We start from the raw sequence: 14,582 nt of genomic DNA, 5'->3' as shown, positions 1-14,582 counted from the left end.
GAGCGTGCACTATATGCCGCCGTCGGGAAGGACAAATACGTGAAATTACTGAAGCGCACCGGAATCGCTCTGCTGATTCTGATCGCCATTATCGCTGTGGGATTGGCGTTATGGGAACCCTTGACTGTCGAGACAGCAACACCGCCGTCTGCTCGAGACTACGAGGCCCGGATTGTCCGTGATGAATTTGGTGTACCGCATATTTTTGGCAAAACCGATGCCGATGTCGCTTACGGCGTGGCCTATGCCCATGCCGAAGATGATTTTGATACGCTACAGGAAGTGACCGCTATGACTCGCGGGCGGTTGGCAACGCTCAATGGAGCGGATGGCGCGCCGATTGATTATGTGGCGGCGCTGCTCGATGTGAACGGCACGGTAGAGCGCAAATATGATGATCTGCCAGCCGATGTCCGCGCGCTGCTTGAGGGCTATGCGTCGGGGCTCAATGATTATGCCGAGGAGCATCCTGAAGAGGTGAAGCTGGCAAAATTATTCCCGGTCAACGGCCCCGATATCGCGCGCAGTTTCGTCCTGCGCTCGCCATTTTTCTTCGGGCTTAATGCACCGATTGAGGCGCTGACACAGAATAAGCCGCTTTACCGAGAGGGCGGGCCAGATCTGTCATTACCAACCGACGAGAAATCCGTTCATCCGTTGAGTAAGGATAAAATCATAACGCCGGTCGGTAGCGACCCCGACGAAAATGGTTCCAACGCTTATGCCGTGGCGCCAAGCCTGTCACCAGAAGGCAAAACCCGGCTGATTTCCAATTCCCATCAACCGCTGCGCGGCAATGTCGCCTGGTATGAGTTGGTGGTGCACAGCGATGAAGGGTGGGATTTTGCCGGAGCTAATTTCCCCGGTTCGCCATTTCCATTTCTCGGGCATAATAAAAATCTTGGCTGGACCAATACCGTCAATCGCCCGGACCTGATCGATATATACGAGCTCAAGCTCAACCAGACCCGCAGCCAGTATCAATTTGATGGCGCGTGGAAACCGCTGCAGAAAAAGCGCGTGTGGCTGAAGATCAGGTTCGGCCCATTCGTCATTCCCTATCCGCAGATGGCCTATCGCTCGATCCACGGGCCGGTGGTCATGAATGAAAAAGGCGCATTTGCACTGCGCTATGCAGGCATGGATGAGCTCGATATGCTGACCCAATATTATCGGATTAACAAGGCGCAAAATTTTGAGGAATGGCAAGCGGCGATGGCTGGGCAGGGCGTGCCCGCCACCAACTTTATCTATGCCGATGCCCAGGGCAATATCGGCATGTATTATAACGCGATGTTCCCGGATCGGCCCAAGGGCTATGACTGGCGAACGGTGCTGCCCGGCAATACGTCTGCAAACCTGTGGCAGAAAACACTGCCGTTCACGCGTGTCCCGGCCAATGTAAACCCGGCTTCCGGTTATGTAATGAATGCCAATAATACGCCTTATATCGCCGCCGGGCCGGGAGATGAATTGAAGCGCGAATTTTATTCGCCGCTGCTGGGCGTGGAGGATGACGAGACCAATCGCTCGCGGCGGTCGATTGTCGTGCTGGAAAAAGCATCAGCAGACGGTAAGCTGACAGATGAAGAATTGCGCAAGATAAAATATGATACGGCCTATGAAAAAGCCGGATATTCAAGCGACTGGATGAAGCGGATTGCTGCACTTGATTTGAAAGACGCGCCGGAGCTTGCCAAAGCGCAGAAGCTGCTGGCGAATTGGGATTGGGATCTGGATGGCAAAGGCCCCGCCGATGCCTTGGCATTGATGGTGCTGCGCCCGGCCAATGCTTCGCATTATCAGCGCAAAGGCATGGCCGATCCGCGCAAGGAACTGAAATTCGTTGTGGACCATCTGACCAAATATTTTGGTCGTATCGATCCGCCGATGATGGAAGTGCTGCGGCTGCGGCAGGGCACTGTCGATCTGCCGATTGATGGCGGCAACGACACGATCCGCGCTTCAACCTTGTGGGATATTGATGACGACGGGCGGCTATCGGTGCGGCATGGCGACAGCTTCATCCAGTTTGTCGAGTGGGACAAGGCCGGGAAGGTCACTTCGCGCTCCATCCAGCCGTTCGGTTCGGCGACAACGCGGCCCCAGTCGAAGCATTATACCGATCAGATGCAGCTGTTTGTCGACAAGAAGCTGAAACCGGTGTGGTTTGATCCCAAGGATTTGGAGAAACATAAGAAGAGTGAGAAGGTGGTGCGGAGTAAGAGATGACTCCGAAGGACGCTCCGCATCAAGTGCGGAGCACGGATATGTCTTAACGCAAAATTGCTCCTTACTTGATACAGAGCACGCGCAAAAGTCGAGATGCGTAGTCGTTTGCTATTAGTTCAGTGATTTTTAGCTATTTAAAGAATCCCCAAGTCTGTGCCACAATCAACCCTATTAGGGTCGCGATCAGCGCTCCCAATCCTCCTGCTAAAATTGGATGCCTAGTGTGCCACTTCTTGTCTTCCGGCGCAGTGAGACCATCATCATATTTGTCCGCTTGATCCAATCGAGTATCCAAAATACGTCGGCATAACGCTTCAGCTGAATCATGCGCACTCGAAGAAAATCCAATTCGATTGAATACATTTTCTTCTATCATTGAGTTCATAGATTTGGAGGTATGTTTCACCTGCTCCCGGAGGTGGTTGAGCAATTTTGATCGGGCTTTTCCGGCATTTTGGAACGCAGATTAACAATCCAATTCACGGAACCAAAACCGTATCCACCGCCTCGGGCAACAATTCCGGAAAGTCGGTAATATAATGCAGCCCCCGGCTCTCCTTCCTCGCCAGCGAAGAGCGCACAATTAAATCGGCCACCTCGATCAAATTACGCAGCTCAATCAAATCCTGCGTCACCCGGAAATTGCCATAATATTCCTGCACCTCGCCGCGCAGCAGGTCGATGCGGTGCTGGGCGCGTTCCAGCCTTTTGGTTGTGCGGACGATGCCGACATAATTCCACATGAAGCGCCGGATTTCGGTCCAGGTCTGCTTGATCACTACCTCTTCGTCGCTGTCGGTGACGCGGCTTTCATCCCACGGCAGAATCGCTGGCGGCTCGGGCAGATCTTCCCAATGCGCGGCGATGTCGCGTGCGGCAGCATCGCCGAATACGAAACATTCGAGCAGGCTGTTGGAGGCGAGGCGGTTCGCGCCGTGCAGCCCGCTTTCGCTCGCTTCCCCAGCTGCATAAAGCCCCGGCAAATCGGTGCGGCCATGGAGATCAATCAAAATGCCGCCGCAGGTGTAATGCTGGGCCGGGACCACCGGGATCGGTTCCTTGGTCATATCAATGCCAAGGCCAAGGAGCTTGTCGTAGATATTGGGGAAATGATGCTTCACAAATTCGGGGTCGCGATGCGAGATATCGAGATGGACATAATCAAGGCCGAGCCGTTTGATTTCATGGTCAATGGCTCGTGCCACAATATCGCGTGGGGCGAGTTCCATCCGCTCGGGGTCAAAGCGCTGCATAAACCGTTCGCCCGCTTCGTCACCAGCATCGGCAGGCAATTTCAGATGTCCGCCTTCACCGCGCACCGCCTCGGTGATCAGGAAATTCTTGACATCCAGATTATAGAGGCAAGTGGGGTGAAACTGCATCATCTCCATATTGGAAACCCGCGCGCCAGCCCGCCACGCCATCGCAATGCCATCGCCAGTCGCGCCGCGCGGGGCGGTGCTGAACAAATAGGTCCGGCCCGCGCCCCCGCTGGCCATGATGGTCGCCCGCGATGTCAGCGTCTCGACATGGCCTGTATCATTATTAAGCGCATAAACGCCCCACACGTTATTGGAGCCATCGGGCAATTCCGCGTGGCGGTCCACAATCAGATCAATCGCCACCATGTGCGGTTTGAGCGTAATATTGGGGTGAGCCGCAGCGGTATTTTGCAGCGCCTCCTGCACCGCCCAACCTGTGGCATCATCGACATGGACAATCCGCCGGTGGCTATGTCCGCCCTCGCGGGTGAGATGAAGCGCGTCATGTTCCTCGTTAAAAGGCACACCCATATCAACCAGCCGCTCAATCGCAGCTGGCGCGTTTTCAACCACAAATTCGACTGTTTCCTTGCGGTTCAGACCCGCGCCGGCAACCATCGTATCATCGATATGATTGGCGAAGGTATCGCCTGCATCCAGCACAGCGGCAATGCCGCCTTGCGCCCAAGACGTGGAGCCGCCGGTGAGTTCGCCTTTTGCGAGAACGAGCACTTTGTGGGTCTCGGCAAGCGATATGGCGGCGGTAAGGCCCGCTGCGCCGGAGCCGACTATGATTACATCGTGGGTCATTGGAATGTATCCGTTCGTGCTGAGCTTGTCGAAGCCCTTCTCGATAAACGCATCGGTCCTTCGACAGGGTCAGGACGAACGAAAATATAGAGCGCTCCGAAACTCAAGCTGCTTTCGCTCTCGTCAAATTCAGGAATACATCTTCCAGATCCGCCTCCCGCGTTGTCACATCGACAATCTCGAAGCCCTGTTTCTGAACCGCGCGCATCACGCCGCCGGCATTTGCTTTATCCTTGTTATAAGTGATCGCCAATGTCCGCGGCCCGACGATTTCTGCTTTCTCAAATTCTTCATGAGCAAAGGTCACAACCTTGGACTCTTCGGAAATATCGCGATCCAGCGTCAGCTCGACAAGCTTTTCCCGCGCCATTTCAACCATCTCGGATGTGTCCTTGAGTGCAATCAGCTTGCCATGATTGATAATCGCTATGCGGTCGCAGAGATTTTCTGCTTCTTCGAGATAATGGGTGGTGAGAACAATCGTCACGCCAGCATTGTTAAGCTGCTGAACATATTCCCACAATTGCTGGCGCAGCTCGATATCAACGCCTGCCGTCGGCTCATCAAGCACCAATATCGGCGGCGAGTGGACCATCGCTTTGGCAACCAGCAATCTCCGCTTCATTCCGCCTGACAATGTCCGGGAATAGGCATGAGCCTTGTCTTCCAGATGGACCGCGCGGAGCAGTTCCATCGTCCGGCGGTCAGCTTTCTTGATGCCATAAAGCCCGGCAACGACTTCTAGCGATTCCGAAGGCGTGAAAAACGGATCGAACATGATCTCTTGCGGCACTATCCCGATGGACGCTTTGGCATTGCGGTGATCCTGATCAATATCAAAACCCCAGATGCTCGCTTTCCCCCCGCTCTTGCTGACCATGCCCGAAAGAATATTGATAAGTGTGGATTTGCCTGCGCCATTGGGACCAAGAAGCCCGAATATCTCACCGCGCTTCACATCAAAAGTCACGTCATCGAGTGCTTTTTTACCGCCTGCGTAAGTTTTGGAGAGATTGGAAATCGAGATAGCTGCTTCAGTCATATCGCTCCGCATAGCGGCTATATTTATCCGGTGCAAACACACCTTGGCAGCCAGACACTGGTTAACGAAAATTATCGACGATTGTCCAGAATTATTAAATTATTGACTGCTACCAAGGAGCTGAGGAACAAAGACTAGAGTTGTAATTATGAAGTTTTCACCGTCCATTGCGCTGGCTGTCTGCTTTGCTGCGTTGTCAATGCTGACCGCTGCGCCAGCATTTGCGCAATCATCGGCTGCCGATGCGTTGGCGGACGTGGTTCCGCTTAGCAGTGTGCAACGCATTGCTGATTTGCGGTTTGGCAACATTGTTGCCGGTAGCAGCGCATCGACTGTTATGGTCAATCCTTACACTCAGGCACGTTCAATAACGAGCGGCAATGCGGTGCCTGTGGGCGGCACCGTCTCGGCTGCAGAATTTCAGGTAAACGCAGGAGCGCCGCTGTTCTAACAAATCGTTCTTCCAGTTTCTGCTACCTTGGTCCGTTCGGGCGGCCCGGAAACGATGATCGTGACCAATTTTATACTGGATGGAAATGCAATTCGTTTGCTGCCGCTGTTTACATCGCTTGGCAATTTCAAGGACGGTGGGCGGCTTAATGTTGGCGCAAACCAAGTCGGCGGCGCATATTCGGGCAATTTTACGGTTACCGTCAATTATCTGTGATGGCTTTGCCAATCACTATTGTGGCTCGTAATTCTCGCGATTTAGCCTTAATTTGGCGTTCACCATCGCCATAAGCAAAAACTTCGTCGTTTCCGTTTAGTGACATGAATGTGGGACATTCAGGGGACTGGAAAATGATTAACAAGCCGTTTTTGGCGCGAGTAGCCTCGCTACCAGTCGCGCTATTTACTGTATTTACGATGCAAAGCGCGCTGGCTGCACCAGCGGACGGAGATTCGCAGGCGGAAGTCCGGACTCCGATAACGGTTGTTAAAAACAGCGATCTGGCCTTTGGCAATTTTCTTGCGGGAACGACCAATAGCGAATTCCGAATTAATGCCGTTTCGGGCGTTATGTCCAAATTGAGTGGCGATGCCGTTTCCATTGGCGGCACGATATCGCGCGCTTCCTTTACCGCGACAGGAACCCCGGGCCAGCAAGCCAATATCAGGCGATCACAAAATAGCATAAACATCGTGCGTGTTGGTGGAACCGAGACGATGCGCGTCAATGATTTCTTTTTGGGTAATGCGGGAGGTTTGCGCGACCAGATTTTGGACGCTGCCGGACAGGCCACTTATTTTGTTGGTGGAAGATTGCGTATCGGCCCAAATCAGGTGCCGGGTAATTATCGCGGTACATTCTCCGTTACGATCGATTATCCGTGACATATTGTAATTTTGCGCGATTTCGCTTCGGCTTTGGAACTTCTGCTTTGGAACAAGGCTCACAGGCCGTTAACCAATGACGGAAATATTTGTTTACACTTTTTCCGCTATTAGAGCGCGATGAAGACCAGAAGCCTTAATCCGGCGAAATTGCTCGCGGGACTGTTTATCGTGCTAGTCGCATTGACCAGCGCGCCGGCGGCCTATGCAGAAAGCACAAATGGTCAGGTCAAGACGACGCTGATCAATCCGCTAGCGCTGGTCAAAAATGCAGATCTCAAATTTGGTAACCTGATTGCAGGCACCATAGCGGGGGCAGTGACCGTAAGCCCCGCTAGTGTCCGCACTTCTACCGGCGGTGTCGTGCAGGCTGGCGGAACCATCTCCGCAGCAAGATTTCAAGGCTTCGGATTGCCCGGCACCCGCGTCCGCGTGCGTTCGCCTTCGGGAACTTATACGCTCACCCGTAGCGGTGGCGGAGCGACGATGAGATTGCGTGACCTTACCATGGAAGCGGATAATCTGATTGACCTTGGTAGAGGCAATAGCGGGCAATTTCGTATCGGTGTACCCGGCTTGTTCACTGTCCGCGTTGGCGGTACGATTGATGTCGGCGCTAACCAACTGCCGGGCAATTATGTTGGTACTTTCGAGATGGAAGTTCAATATTTCTGATATTGGATTTTCGAGAAGTTAATATCGGTTAACCAACCGGTGAAGTCCTTCTTTACCAGTCATGCAATATATCAAGCACCATGAAGACCAGAGACCAGATATTGCCGCGGCTAATTGCCGGGCTGTTCGCCGTGCTTGTCACTTTAACAAGCGCACCGGCTGCTTTCGCGCAAACGGCCACGAGTGATGCCCGCGCCGTTACTATTGGACCGCTATCGGTCGTCAAAACCGCCGATTTGCGATATGGCAATATTCTATCCGGCCCATCAAACGGTACGGTCTTTATCGACACCCGCAACGGCAATATTTCAGCAACTGGCGGCGCGACGCTCGCTGGCGGCTCGGTAAGTCGGGCCAATTTCATAGTATATGGCGGTCCTAACCAGGTCATTCAGGTATCCATTCCAGGTTCAATGAACGTGACCCATACCAACGGGACGTATACCATGCTGCTCAACCAGATGGCGATTGGCAATGGCAATCGCAATTTCGGCACGTTTGTCCGCGGATTGCTGGGTACATTGGGTATTTATAACCTCACCGTTGGTGGACGACTGCGGGTCAATGCCAGTCAGAACTCGGGAACATATACCGGTGCATTCACTATGACCGTAATTTACGAGTAAAACTCCAACCCGGTGTTCAAAATATCTATCGGCGCGCGGGAATTTATTGCACCACCGCAATAGTGTTGCTAATTCCGCCGCATGAATGACACACCTGAAATCATCCGAACATCGAAAGTCCGTAACGCTTGTGATGGCGCCAGTGATATTCCGGGCGGTGCGGCGTTAGGCCATCCACGCGTATGGCTAGAAATTGACGAAAAAGGCTATGTCGATTGCGGCTATTGCGACCGGCGCTTTTTGCTGATTGGTGGCCCCGCTGATACCAGCAGCACAGCTGACGACCCAGAATAATCTTGGATAATCTTGGTGATTATCTGACTTAGGGGGTGCGCCCCGCCAAAATCATTTCTATATGTTAGAAATGATACAAAATATTGATCCCCGCTCGTTTCTGTACCGCGCCGATGGCCTTGATCCCGAGCGCGCAAAATCTCTGGTTTCCCAATCGCTGAGCGCCTGCGATGATGGTGAGCTTTATCTGCAGTATAGCGCAGTCGAAAGCTTTGGCTTTGATGATGGGCGGCTGAAAACGGCTGATTATAGCACCGATAGCGGATTTGGCCTGCGCGGCGTGTCTGGCGAGATGACCGGATTTTCCCATAGCAACGAAATTAGCGAGGCGGCGATAAAACGGGCTGCCCAGACCCTGCAATTGCTGGATCCGGCAAAGGGCGAAGCGGCGCCTCCCCCGCGCGGCAACAATCAACATCTTTATGGTGAGGCAAATCCGCTGGAAACCATTCCTTTTGCCAAGAAGGTTGCGCTTTGTCAGGAAATTGATGCCGCCGCCCGTGCCCGCGATCCCCGTGTCGCGCAGGTATCGGTGGGATTATCAGGCAGCTGGAGCGTGATTGAAATCGTTCGCCCCGATGGTTTTGTGGCGACTGATGTGCGCCCATTGGTGCGGCTCAATGTTTCTATCGTTGCAGAGCAAAATGGCCGCCGGGAAACCGGCAGTTTCGGCATGGGTGGGCGTTATCTGTACGATCAGCTATTCGAAGAAAAGCGCTGGAACCGGGCGATTGACGAGGCCTTGGCGCAAGCCCTGGTGAATCTTGAAAGCGTGGACGCACCGGCTGGCGAACAAACCGTGCTGCTTGGCCCTGGCTGGCCGGGCATTATCTTGCACGAAGCTATCGGTCACGGTCTCGAAGGCGATTTTAATCGCAAGGGAACAAGCGCCTTTTCAGGTCGTATCGGCGAGCGCGTTGCCGCGCCGGGCGTGACCGTGGTGGACGATGGCTCGATCAAGGAGCGTCGCGGTTCGCTGAGCATTGATGATGAAGGCACCCCGACGCAGGAGAATGTGCTGATCGAGGATGGCATATTGAAATGCTACATGCAGGATCGGCTCAATGCGCGGCTCATGGGCGTTCCTGCGACCGGCAATGGTCGGCGCGAAAGCTATGCTCACGCGCCCATGCCTCGCATGACCAACACATTTATGCGCGGCGGCGATGATGATCCGGCGGAACTAATGGGCCGCGTGAAAAGCGGGATTTTTGCCAAAAGCTTTGGTGGCGGGCAGGTCGATATTGTCTCGGGCAAATTCGTCTTCTCCTGCACCGAGGCCTATAAGATTGAAAACGGTAAACTCGGCGCGCCGATTAAAGGCGCAACTTTGATCGGTGATGGACCGACGGCGCTCACCAAAGTCACCGGTATCGGCAACGACATGGCACTCGACGAAGGCATCGGCGTTTGCGGCAAGGGCGGGCAATCGGTGCCGGCCGGTGTCGGCCAGCCGACCTTGCTGGTGGACGGGTTGACGGTCGGAGGCACGGCTTGAACTCCGTCATTGCGAGGAGCAAGGCGACGCGGCAATCCAGAGCGGTGAAGGACAACCCTGGATTGCTTCGCTACGCTCGCAATGACAAATAAAATGAACTGGCCTTCTGGAATACTCACCTTCTGGTTTGATGATCTTGAGCCCAAAGACTGGTGGAACAAAAACGACACTGTCGACGTTCAAATTAAAGACCGGTTCTTCGAACTCTGGGAAGAACAAAAATCGAAAACCGCCGATACCTTTCTGGAAACACCCGAGACTGCACTCGCCGCTGTCATTCTGTTCGACCAATTCCCGCGCAATATGTTTCGCGACAGCGCCGACGCCTTTTCCACCGATCATCTGGCACAGCAGATTGCCGAGAAGGCCGTGGATCAGGGTCTGGACGAGCAACTGGCCAAAAAACAGCGACCTTTCCTTTATATGCCCTTCATGCATGCAGAAGATATTCGCTTGCAAAACAAATCAGTCGCCCTGTTTACCAAGCTGGGCAGCAACCAGAAATTTGCCAATGACCACCGCGATGCGATTGTCAAATATGGTCGTTTCCCGCACCGCAACACAATTCTTGGCCGGTCGATGCGTCCCGGCGAGCAGGAAGCGATTGATGCAGGGATGAACTGGTAGGGTGAACGTGTTGGTGAGAGGTGTTCGGGAAACCATTAGCGCGATAAAATATTGGCCGAATGTTGCGCAGTGGGCTGCTGCCATGAAAGTCGCGGTGCCAGCACTGGCTATCATAGCGGCCATGGGTTTGCTGTCGGGTTGGCTAATATGGTCACCGATCACCGATGCCTCAAATCTTGCAAAAACGGCACTTGTTTTGTTTTTTGTCCCCGCATTCGTCGAAGAATTTATTTTTCGCGGTCTATTGCTTTCGTGGTTAGCGCAATTTTGGTCCCGCTGGGCGGCTTGGATTTCAACCTTGTTATTTGTAGCCTGGCATCCCTTTCAGGCCCTCACTTTCGGGCCGCCTTGGGCTGATATTTTCCTCAATCCAAGTTTCATCTTTGCTACGTTAATTCTGGGCATTATATTGTCGCATATCCGGATCAAATCGCAATCTCTGTGGCCGTGTATCATCCTCCACTGGACCGCTGTTGTGATTTGGAAATCTCTGTTAGGAGGTCCGTTCTATTGAACGGGATAAACGACCATGGCTGAATTTTTTGATGCACTGAATGAAGACCACAAGGCGTTCATTGGCAAACAACCCATGTTTTTTGTGGCGACCGCTGCCGCCGATGGCCGGATCAATCTTTCGCCCAAAGGCTATGATGCGTTTCGTGTCCTCGGCGCTGATCGGGTAGCCTATCTGGATCTTGCCGGTTCTGGCAATGAAACCCACGCGCATATGGTGGCTGGCCAGAGCGATAAAGGCCGGGTGACGATCATGTTCAACAATTTTGAAAACCCGGCTTTGATTATGCGCCTCTATGGCAAAGGCAAGCCAGTGCTTCCGCAAGACGACGGATGGGCGGCGCTGGCGGAGCACTTTGAGATTCTTCCGGGCACGCGGCAGATTTTCGATATTCAGCTGGATAGCGTGCAGACAAGTTGCGGCTGGGGTGTGCCCCGGATGGAACTGGTGAACGAGCGCGAAACGCTGGTGAAATATCATCGGCAATCTGATCCTGACGCCTGGCTCGACAAGACGGCGGGTCGTGTCAAAAGTATTGATGGCTTGGCAACGCGCGCGACCGACCGCTATTTTGGTGTGAGTGAATAGCTTGAGCCTCGTCGAGCTTTCCCGTCATATGCATGGCATAGAGGCCGAGATCATCCGTGGGCGGCTGGAAGCGGCCGGCGTTGGCGCGGTATGTTTTGACAGTGGCGTGAATATTGTCGAGGGCGCAGGCATCGCGCTGCCAGCCCGCGTCATGGTGCTGGCGGATGACCTTGCCGAGGCAAGGGCGATTTTGGCGGAGGATGTGGCACTTGACTAATCCGCTGAAGTTATCACTGGCGCTTGGCGGCGGCGCTGGGCTTGGCTGGACCCATATTGGAGTGCTCCGGGCACTCGAGGCGTCGCCGATAGAGATCGCGGCCATTTCAGGAACGTCCATCGGCGCGATTGCCGGGGCAAGCTATGCCGCTGGCAAGCTGGACTATCTCGAAGAAACCGCCCGCACCGCCAATTTCCGGACTTTACTGCGGTTCATGGACCCGCATTTCAAGCGGGGCGCAGTAATGGGCGCGCGAAATATCGAGAAAGAGCTCGACGCCCAGCTTGGCCATCTCAATTTTGAAGATCTGGCGATCCCGGTTGCAGCTGTCGCGGCCGATTTGCGGACGGGCGATACGATCATCATGAAAACCGGCAAACTGGTTCCTGCCATTCGTGCGTCCATGTCGCTGCCTGGTATCTTCAAACCAGTGGAGCATGACGGGCGATTATTGGTCGATGGCGGAACTGCATTGCCTGTTCCTGTGTCGCCAGCGCGCGAACTGGCGCCCAATGCATTATGCCTGTCGGTCAATCTGCAAGATGATTTCATCAACCGGGTGGAGATGGCCGGCATTACTCCTGCCGGCGGCAAAGAGCCTAATAGTATCGCCATAGTGAAGGCATCGGTTGGCTTGTCGCTGCGCAATCTTGGTCGCTATTCGCTGGCACTCGATCCACCTGATTTCGCGATGTCGCCTCGCGTCGGCCATATTGATATGCAGAATTTTACCCGAGCTGACGAGTTGATTGCCATCGGCCAAAATGAAACGGAAGCGATGATCCCGAAGATCATGGAACAGATGGAAGCTTCGTTGCTTAAAAAATAGGCATTCGTGTTGCGGCGCACAAAATTTAGGCGCTCCCAGATCCAATGAATTAACAAATCGCATAGATTCCAAGTCGTTCCGTTTTTGGCATGCCCCTTGCTACGTAAATCGAGCAGATAAAATTAAGGGGCGTAATGAAATTTATCATAGCCATAATTAAGCCGTTCAAGCTCGACGATGTTCGTGAAGCGCTGACGGCAGTTGGCATTTCTGGCATGACAGTGACGGAAGTGAAAGGATTTGGTCGGCAAAAAGGCCAGACCGAAGTCTATCGCGGCGCGGAATATACCACCAACATGGTTCCAAAGCTGAAACTGGAAATTGCCTGCAGCAGCGATTTGGCTCCGCAAGCTATTGAAGCAATCCAGAGCGCGGCTGGTACGGAATCTATCGGCGACGGCAAGATTTTCACCATTGGCATGGAAGACGCCGTGCGTATTCGCACCGGCGAAACTGGCGATGTCGCCATTTAGCTGGTCCATCTAGCCGGGCCATTTAATCCTGCAATTTAATCGGGGAAGTATTTCAGTATGAAAACGATCACAAAAGTTTTGGGAACATTGGCTGCGGCCGGCAGCGCCGTTCCCGCATTTGCACAGGAGGCGGCAGAAGCCGTCGCCGCTGTGCCCAATCCTGGCAATAACGCCTGGATGATGACAGCAACAGTTTTGGTGTTGTTGATGATTTTACCGGGTCTCGCGCTATTTTATGGTGGCCTGACAAGAACCAAAAACATGCTATCCACCATGACGCAAATTGGTGCTGCGGCCTGTCTCGCCATGCTGATCTGGGTGATGTACGGATATGGTCTGGCATTTGGCCCAGAAGGCAACGCGTTTATCAGCTGGGGCAAATTCTTCCTCGCTGGCGTGGATAGCTCGAGCACGGCTGCGACTTTCACTGACGAAGTGATCTCGGAATATGTCTTTATCTCTTTCCAGATGACCTTCGCGGCCATCACGCTGGCCCTCGTATTGGGTAGCGTCGTCGAGCGGATGAAATTTTCTGCGGTGATGGTGTTTGGCGCGATCTGGCTGACAATTGTTTACTTCCCGATTGCCCATATGGTTTGGGCTGGCGGCGGGTTGCTGTTTGAGGCAGGTGCACTTGATTTTGCCGGCGGAACGGTGGTCCACATTAACGCGGGTGTTTCTGCTCTTGTTGCAGCACTCATCATTGGCAAACGGATCGGCTACCCGAAAGAGCCAATGGCTCCGCACAGCATGGTGATGACGATGATCGGCACCGGAATGCTCTGGGTTGGCTGGTTCGGCTTTAACGCTGGCTCGGCTCTCGAAGCAGACGGCAGCGCAGCTTTGGCGATGATCAACACGTTTGTTGCGACAGCAGCAGGCGGCTTGTTCTGGATGCTGATGGAACGCGTCAGCGGCCATAAGGGCTCTGCCTTGGGCTTCTGCTCCGGTGTGATCGCGGGCCTCGTCGCAGTCACCCCCGCAGCTGGCAATAGCGGGCCATTCGGCGCAATCGTGCTCGGCGCGCTTGCTTCCATCGTTTGCTTCTATTGTGTGTCGAAACTGAAACCAAAACTTGGCTATGACGACTCGCTCGACGCTTTTGGTATCCACGGCATCGGCGGCATGGTTGGCGCGATTGGCACCGGCATTGTTTATCAGCCCGTATTTGGCGGACCAGGCGATGGTTCAACCGGCATGGGCGCGCAGTTGCTGATCCAGCTGGAAGGCGTTGCAGTCACCATAGTCTGGGCGGCAATCGGAACCGCCATTGCGATCTACATCGCGAAGCTGGTCACTGGCCTGCGGGTCACCGAAGAAGTCGAACGCGAAGGCCTCGATCTCGGCGAACACGGAGAACGTGCCTATAACTATTGAACATATTTAGAGTTTGGTGTCGGCCTCCAATCCCAAATCAGGGCCGACACCACTAAAATACCGAGTTTGGTGCCAGTCAATTAGACCCTTCTCCCAAAGAACCTTTGACTGGCACCACACCTTGTTCCTCCTGCGAACAAACAACTTTACGGCCGGCGATGTGAAAGCATCCCGGCCTTTTTT

General features: G+C 53.8%; 16 protein-coding genes and 1 pseudogene. 14 read left to right on the top strand and 3 right to left on the bottom strand.

Going from position 1 to position 14,582, the window contains the following annotated elements:
• Positions 1-39: 39 nt before the first annotated feature.
• Positions 40-2,232: an acylase gene (locus HF685_RS07260; protein ID WP_246218796.1), complete on the top strand. Its 2,193-nt coding sequence runs from the start codon at positions 40-42 to the stop codon at positions 2,230-2,232.
• Positions 2,233-2,362: 130 nt separating this feature from the next.
• Here HF685_RS07260 and HF685_RS07255 read toward each other — a convergent pair whose 3' ends face one another.
• From HF685_RS07255 to HF685_RS07245, 3 genes are all read right to left on the bottom strand, one after another.
• Positions 2,363-2,638, bottom strand: a complete 276-nt coding sequence (locus HF685_RS07255; RefSeq protein ID WP_211051424.1) for a hypothetical protein — start codon at positions 2,636-2,638, stop codon at positions 2,363-2,365.
• Positions 2,639-2,711: 73 nt separating this feature from the next.
• Positions 2,712-4,304, bottom strand: coding sequence for an L-aspartate oxidase (gene nadB, locus HF685_RS07250; protein WP_168818947.1), 1,593 nt, complete (start codon positions 4,302-4,304; stop codon positions 2,712-2,714).
• A gap of 103 nt (positions 4,305-4,407) precedes the next feature.
• Positions 4,408-5,346 (bottom strand): ABC transporter ATP-binding protein, encoded by a 939-nt coding sequence (locus tag HF685_RS07245; protein WP_168818946.1) that lies wholly within the window; start codon positions 5,344-5,346, stop codon positions 4,408-4,410.
• A gap of 148 nt (positions 5,347-5,494) precedes the next feature.
• On the opposite strand from HF685_RS07245, the pseudogene HF685_RS16330 reads away from it, so the two are divergent.
• From HF685_RS16330 to HF685_RS07175, 13 genes and pseudogenes are all read left to right on the top strand, one after another.
• Positions 5,495-6,013, top strand: a pseudogene (locus tag HF685_RS16330) (DUF4402 domain-containing protein).
• A gap of 134 nt (positions 6,014-6,147) precedes the next feature.
• Positions 6,148-6,681 (top strand): DUF4402 domain-containing protein, encoded by a 534-nt coding sequence (locus HF685_RS07230; protein WP_168818943.1) that lies wholly within the window; start codon positions 6,148-6,150, stop codon positions 6,679-6,681.
• A 120-nt stretch (positions 6,682-6,801) separates the two neighbouring features.
• The gene (locus tag HF685_RS07225; RefSeq protein ID WP_168818942.1) at positions 6,802-7,356 is read left to right on the top strand and encodes a DUF4402 domain-containing protein; all 555 of its coding nucleotides are present in this window, start codon (positions 6,802-6,804) and stop codon (positions 7,354-7,356) included.
• Between the two features lie 80 nt (positions 7,357-7,436).
• Positions 7,437-7,982 (top strand): DUF4402 domain-containing protein, encoded by a 546-nt coding sequence (locus HF685_RS07220; RefSeq protein ID WP_168818941.1) that lies wholly within the window; start codon positions 7,437-7,439, stop codon positions 7,980-7,982.
• A gap of 81 nt (positions 7,983-8,063) precedes the next feature.
• Positions 8,064-8,276, top strand: a complete 213-nt coding sequence (locus HF685_RS07215; protein ID WP_168818940.1) for a zinc-finger domain-containing protein — start codon at positions 8,064-8,066, stop codon at positions 8,274-8,276.
• 70 nt (positions 8,277-8,346) lie between these two features.
• Entirely contained in the window at positions 8,347-9,774 is a 1,428-nt protein-coding gene (tldD, locus tag HF685_RS07210) for a metalloprotease TldD (protein ID WP_168821355.1), read from the top strand.
• Between the two features lie 93 nt (positions 9,775-9,867).
• A complete protein-coding gene (locus tag HF685_RS07205) occupies positions 9,868-10,401 on the top strand; it encodes a DUF924 family protein (RefSeq protein WP_246218795.1) in 534 nt (177 codons plus the stop codon).
• Between the two features lie 82 nt (positions 10,402-10,483).
• The gene (locus tag HF685_RS16710; protein ID WP_425500184.1) at positions 10,484-10,915 is read left to right on the top strand and encodes a CPBP family glutamic-type intramembrane protease; all 432 of its coding nucleotides are present in this window, start codon (positions 10,484-10,486) and stop codon (positions 10,913-10,915) included.
• Positions 10,916-10,930: 15 nt separating this feature from the next.
• On the top strand, positions 10,931-11,503 hold the full coding sequence (locus tag HF685_RS07195; RefSeq protein WP_168818937.1) for a pyridoxamine 5'-phosphate oxidase family protein: 573 nt from the start codon (positions 10,931-10,933) through the stop codon (positions 11,501-11,503).
• A complete protein-coding gene (locus HF685_RS07190) occupies positions 11,496-11,720 on the top strand; it encodes a putative signal transducing protein (RefSeq protein WP_246218794.1) in 225 nt (74 codons plus the stop codon). Before HF685_RS07195 ends, HF685_RS07190 begins: the two co-directional genes overlap by 8 nt.
• Positions 11,713-12,549 (top strand): patatin-like phospholipase family protein, encoded by an 837-nt coding sequence (locus HF685_RS07185; protein ID WP_168818936.1) that lies wholly within the window; start codon positions 11,713-11,715, stop codon positions 12,547-12,549. Before HF685_RS07190 ends, HF685_RS07185 begins: the two co-directional genes overlap by 8 nt.
• Positions 12,550-12,683: 134 nt before the next feature.
• Positions 12,684-13,022, top strand: a complete 339-nt coding sequence (locus HF685_RS07180; RefSeq protein WP_168818935.1) for a P-II family nitrogen regulator — start codon at positions 12,684-12,686, stop codon at positions 13,020-13,022.
• A 57-nt stretch (positions 13,023-13,079) separates the two neighbouring features.
• On the top strand, positions 13,080-14,399 hold the full coding sequence (locus HF685_RS07175; RefSeq protein WP_168818934.1) for an ammonium transporter: 1,320 nt from the start codon (positions 13,080-13,082) through the stop codon (positions 14,397-14,399).
• Positions 14,400-14,582: the final 183 nt, after the last annotated feature.

The organism is Parasphingorhabdus halotolerans (genome assembly GCF_012516475.1).
Classification (GTDB): domain Bacteria; phylum Pseudomonadota; class Alphaproteobacteria; order Sphingomonadales; family Sphingomonadaceae; genus Parasphingorhabdus; species Parasphingorhabdus halotolerans.
The sequence above is the reverse complement of the archived record's forward strand: the minus strand, read 5'-3'. Positions and strand labels throughout refer to the sequence as shown.

Bases quoted from the DNA above. Each gene is read 5' to 3' on its own strand.
- HF685_RS07220 (WP_168818941.1), top strand. From the start codon at position 7,437: ATGAAGACCAGAGACCAGATATTGCCGCGGCTAATTGCCGGGCTGTTC.
- HF685_RS07245 (WP_168818946.1), bottom strand. From the start codon at position 5,346: ATGACTGAAGCAGCTATCTCGATTTCCAATCTCTCCAAAACTTACGCA.
- HF685_RS07180 (WP_168818935.1), top strand. From the start codon at position 12,684: ATGAAATTTATCATAGCCATAATTAAGCCGTTCAAGCTCGACGATGTT.
- tldD (WP_168821355.1), top strand. From the start codon at position 8,347: ATGATACAAAATATTGATCCCCGCTCGTTTCTGTACCGCGCCGATGGC.
- HF685_RS07215 (WP_168818940.1), top strand. From the start codon at position 8,064: ATGAATGACACACCTGAAATCATCCGAACATCGAAAGTCCGTAACGCT.
- HF685_RS07225 (WP_168818942.1), top strand. From the start codon at position 6,802: ATGAAGACCAGAAGCCTTAATCCGGCGAAATTGCTCGCGGGACTGTTT.
- HF685_RS07205 (WP_246218795.1), top strand. From the start codon at position 9,868: ATGAACTGGCCTTCTGGAATACTCACCTTCTGGTTTGATGATCTTGAG.
- HF685_RS07195 (WP_168818937.1), top strand. From the start codon at position 10,931: ATGGCTGAATTTTTTGATGCACTGAATGAAGACCACAAGGCGTTCATT.
- HF685_RS07175 (WP_168818934.1), top strand. From the start codon at position 13,080: ATGAAAACGATCACAAAAGTTTTGGGAACATTGGCTGCGGCCGGCAGC.
- HF685_RS16710 (WP_425500184.1), top strand. From the start codon at position 10,484: ATGAAAGTCGCGGTGCCAGCACTGGCTATCATAGCGGCCATGGGTTTG.
- nadB (WP_168818947.1), bottom strand. From the start codon at position 4,304: ATGACCCACGATGTAATCATAGTCGGCTCCGGCGCAGCGGGCCTTACC.
- HF685_RS07230 (WP_168818943.1), top strand. From the start codon at position 6,148: ATGATTAACAAGCCGTTTTTGGCGCGAGTAGCCTCGCTACCAGTCGCG.